The following is a 2,735-nucleotide window of genomic DNA, read 5'->3' as shown; positions in this document are numbered from 1 at the left end:
GCGCAAGCATGTCGCGGATCTGGAGGCCAGCACGACCGCGCGCTTCGAAGCGTCGGCCAAGACAGGCAAGGTCCGCAGGTTCAAGAAGTTCGTTGACGGCGCCCGCGGCGCGGCCGGGCCGGCAGCACTCAGGCGACATAACGGGCGCAGAGCCGACCCTGCGGCTTCCAGAAATTTGTCGTGTACAGCTTCAGACCCTCAAGCCGAGCCCGCAGGGCCTCGCTTACCTTTTACGGGGCGGCGGTACGTCCAAGCCGGTTCAACAGTTAAGAATTTCGCAAAGACGATACCCCCGGATCGTCGAGCTTCCGCTGCCACTTCCCGCATTCGCCGAGGCGGTCAATGACCCGCCCTTCACAATAGTTATCCGGCAAGCATCTGGATGCGAGAGATAATGTTGCCGGAGGCATCTCTCATGGCTTCTACACCTGCCTGAACGCCAGAACCGCGTTCGTGCCGCCAAAGGCGAAGGAGTTGCTCAGTGCCACGCGCACCTTGCGCTCGCGTGCCACATTGGGCGTGACGTCGAGATCGCAATCGGGGTCCAGCTCACGATAATTGGCAGTCGGCGGCACGACGCTCTCGCGGATAGCCATCACGCAGGCGATCAACTCGAGCGCGCCGGAAGCGCCGAGGCAATGCGCGTGCATGGACTTGGTAGAAGAAATGGACATTGAGAAGGCGTGCTGACCGAAGACGCGCTTGATCGCCGCCGTCTCGATCTGGTCGTTGGCCTTGGTGCCGGTGCCGTGCGCGTTGAGATAGTCGACATCTTCGGCATCCAGCCTGGCATCGGCAAGGCAGGCCCGCATTGCTGCCTCCGGCCCCTCGACAGTCGGCGCGACGATGCCGGACGCATCGGCGGAAAGGCCGGCACCCGCAATTTCGGCAAGGATGGTGGCGCCCCGAGCCAGGGCATGCTCGTAGCTTTCCAGCACCGCCATGCCGGCTCCTTCACCAAGCGACAGGCCCTGGCGATCGGCCGAGAATGGCCGGCAAGTATCGGGCGAAAGCACGCGGATCGCTTCCCATGCCTTCAGCACACCCCATATGAGCGGCGCTTCGCTGCCGCCGGCAAGCATCACGTCGGCCCGGCCGAGCCTGATCTGGTCCACCGCGCAGGCAATCGCATGGTTTGCCGAGGAACAGGCGGACGTGACGCCGAAGACCGGCCCGCGCAGGCCGAGACTCATGCTGACCTGGCCGGCAGCGGCACCCGGCATCGCCTTGGGTACAGTCAAGAGAGCGGCACGCTTACCGCCCAGCAGGATGGCGCGGTAGGTTTGCTCGATCGCATCCCACCCGCAGCCGCCAACGCCCACCGTCGCACCGAAGCGATAGCTATTTCCCTCTTTGGAGGAAAGTCCGGCCTGACGCATGGCTTCGCGCGCCGCAAGCACAGCGAGCAGGCTGAAGCGGTCCATGGAGATGAGTTGCTTGCTGTCGATGTCATGCTCCGGCAGGGCCTTGATCTCGGCACCGATCCTGACCCTCAATTCATGGAACTCGGAGTTGACGATTGGGCCGATGGCGGAGCGGCCTTCTCGCATCTCTGTCCAAATGGCGGCGGCGTTGGTTCCAAGCCCGCAAATTCCGCCAATCCCAGTAATCACGACGCGCCTGTCCATTCACACCCCCGTAGCGAGCAAGCTGCGCACGGCTTCCACCATGTCCCCAACATTCTGGAGATCCGACCATGCCTCGGCCGTATTCATCTCGATCTCGATGCCGTAGGCCTGCTCCAGGTCCCAGAGAACGTCCGCCAATCCCAGTGAATCGATACCGAGCGAAGTCAGTCCGGTGGCGGCCGTTATCTCGCCGCCCGTGGCAGGCGCTATGCCGCCCTCCGACGCGGCGCGCTTCTTGATCATTGCGATTATTTCGTTGGCGAGTTGATCTGCCATCTTGTTCCTTTCTAGCTTGCGTTTTCGGCGTCGTTCAAAACCCGAGTCGCGTCGCGTTGCCAAAATTGCTCCTCATAGAGCCTGTGCGACCGACCAAGCCCAATGCCCATAGGAACCGGACGAGCTCCGGCTTCTTCGGCGTCAGCCCGATGACGAAGAAGAGTCGCCGGCCTCCCGGTTTTGCGCCAGCACATCAAGAATCTGCGTGTAAATGGATAGGAACCGTCGTCAAACGTCAGCTAAACGCTGCGACGGTGGGTGCTGTCAGCGTATTCACTCGGCACCTCATATGTAATCGAGATGTTTCATTGCTCCGGACCAGCTGCGATCAACTATTGTACCGGTCCGCTATTCGTCGGAGAGTTCGACATGATCGGAGCGCTGCCTCTCATTCCCAGTACAATCCCCACCGCACGCGACAGATTTCCTATTTCGGGCTCTTCTCAAGGGACTCGCCACGCGATAGAGGCAGTGATCGGCGCACGTGAGGTCCTGCCAGGTCCATGCGACATTCCGGAAAATTGGTAAAATCGTTTGTTTCAATCAAATTCATCCACGCTATGGATAGCTAAGACATGCGTTTCAAAGGGCTCGATCTGAATCTTCTCGTCGTTCTCGACGCGCTGCTTAGCGAGCGCGGCCTCACGGCGGCGGCACGCAGCATCAACCTAACCAAATTCATGGGGGTTGGTGGATGTGGGCGCAAGCCCGTTGAAATGACGTAGGACTTGGTTGCTTAAGCCGATCCGAAATTTCCCGGAGACCACACCCACCATGAACGATCTTGCGCTGCCGGTGAGCGGTTTTTCATCAGTCGGCGGCAAGTCCGTC

The 2,735-nt window shown here is 60.8% G+C and carries 2 protein-coding genes and 2 pseudogenes; 2 read left to right on the top strand and 2 right to left on the bottom strand.

Features of this window, described 5'->3' with window-relative positions; genetic code table 11:
• Nucleotides 1–271: 271 nt before the first annotated feature.
• Nucleotides 272–436: pseudogene (locus NKK50_RS31225) on the top strand (LysR family transcriptional regulator); the annotation flags it as partial.
• Here the strand turns inward: NKK50_RS31225 and NKK50_RS31220 are convergent.
• Together NKK50_RS31220 and NKK50_RS31215 are read right to left on the bottom strand one after the other, a co-directional pair.
• Nucleotides 423–1,628, bottom strand: a complete 1,206-nt coding sequence (locus tag NKK50_RS31220; RefSeq protein ID WP_023708073.1) for a beta-ketoacyl-[acyl-carrier-protein] synthase family protein — start codon at nt 1,626–1,628, stop codon at nt 423–425. The pseudogene NKK50_RS31225 and the gene NKK50_RS31220 sit on opposite strands and share 14 nt — an antisense overlap.
• A complete protein-coding gene (locus tag NKK50_RS31215; RefSeq protein ID WP_023708072.1) occupies nt 1,629–1,904 on the bottom strand; it encodes an acyl carrier protein in 276 nt (91 codons plus the stop codon).
• Between the two features lie 575 nt (nt 1,905–2,479).
• On the opposite strand from NKK50_RS31215, the pseudogene NKK50_RS31210 reads away from it, so the two are divergent.
• A pseudogene (locus NKK50_RS31210) lies at nt 2,480–2,581 on the top strand (LysR family transcriptional regulator); the annotation flags it as partial.
• Nucleotides 2,582–2,735 lie beyond the last annotated feature (154 nt).

Source organism: Mesorhizobium sp. M0001, assembly GCF_040324255.1.
Lineage (GTDB): Bacteria > Pseudomonadota > Alphaproteobacteria > Rhizobiales > Rhizobiaceae > Mesorhizobium.
The sequence above is the reverse complement of the archived record's forward strand: the minus strand, read 5'-3'. Positions and strand labels throughout refer to the sequence as shown.

Bases quoted from the DNA above. Each gene is read 5' to 3' on its own strand.
- NKK50_RS31220 (WP_023708073.1), bottom strand. From the start codon at position 1,628: ATGGACAGGCGCGTCGTGATTACTGGGATTGGCGGAATTTGCGGGCTT.
- NKK50_RS31215 (WP_023708072.1), bottom strand. From the start codon at position 1,904: ATGGCAGATCAACTCGCCAACGAAATAATCGCAATGATCAAGAAGCGC.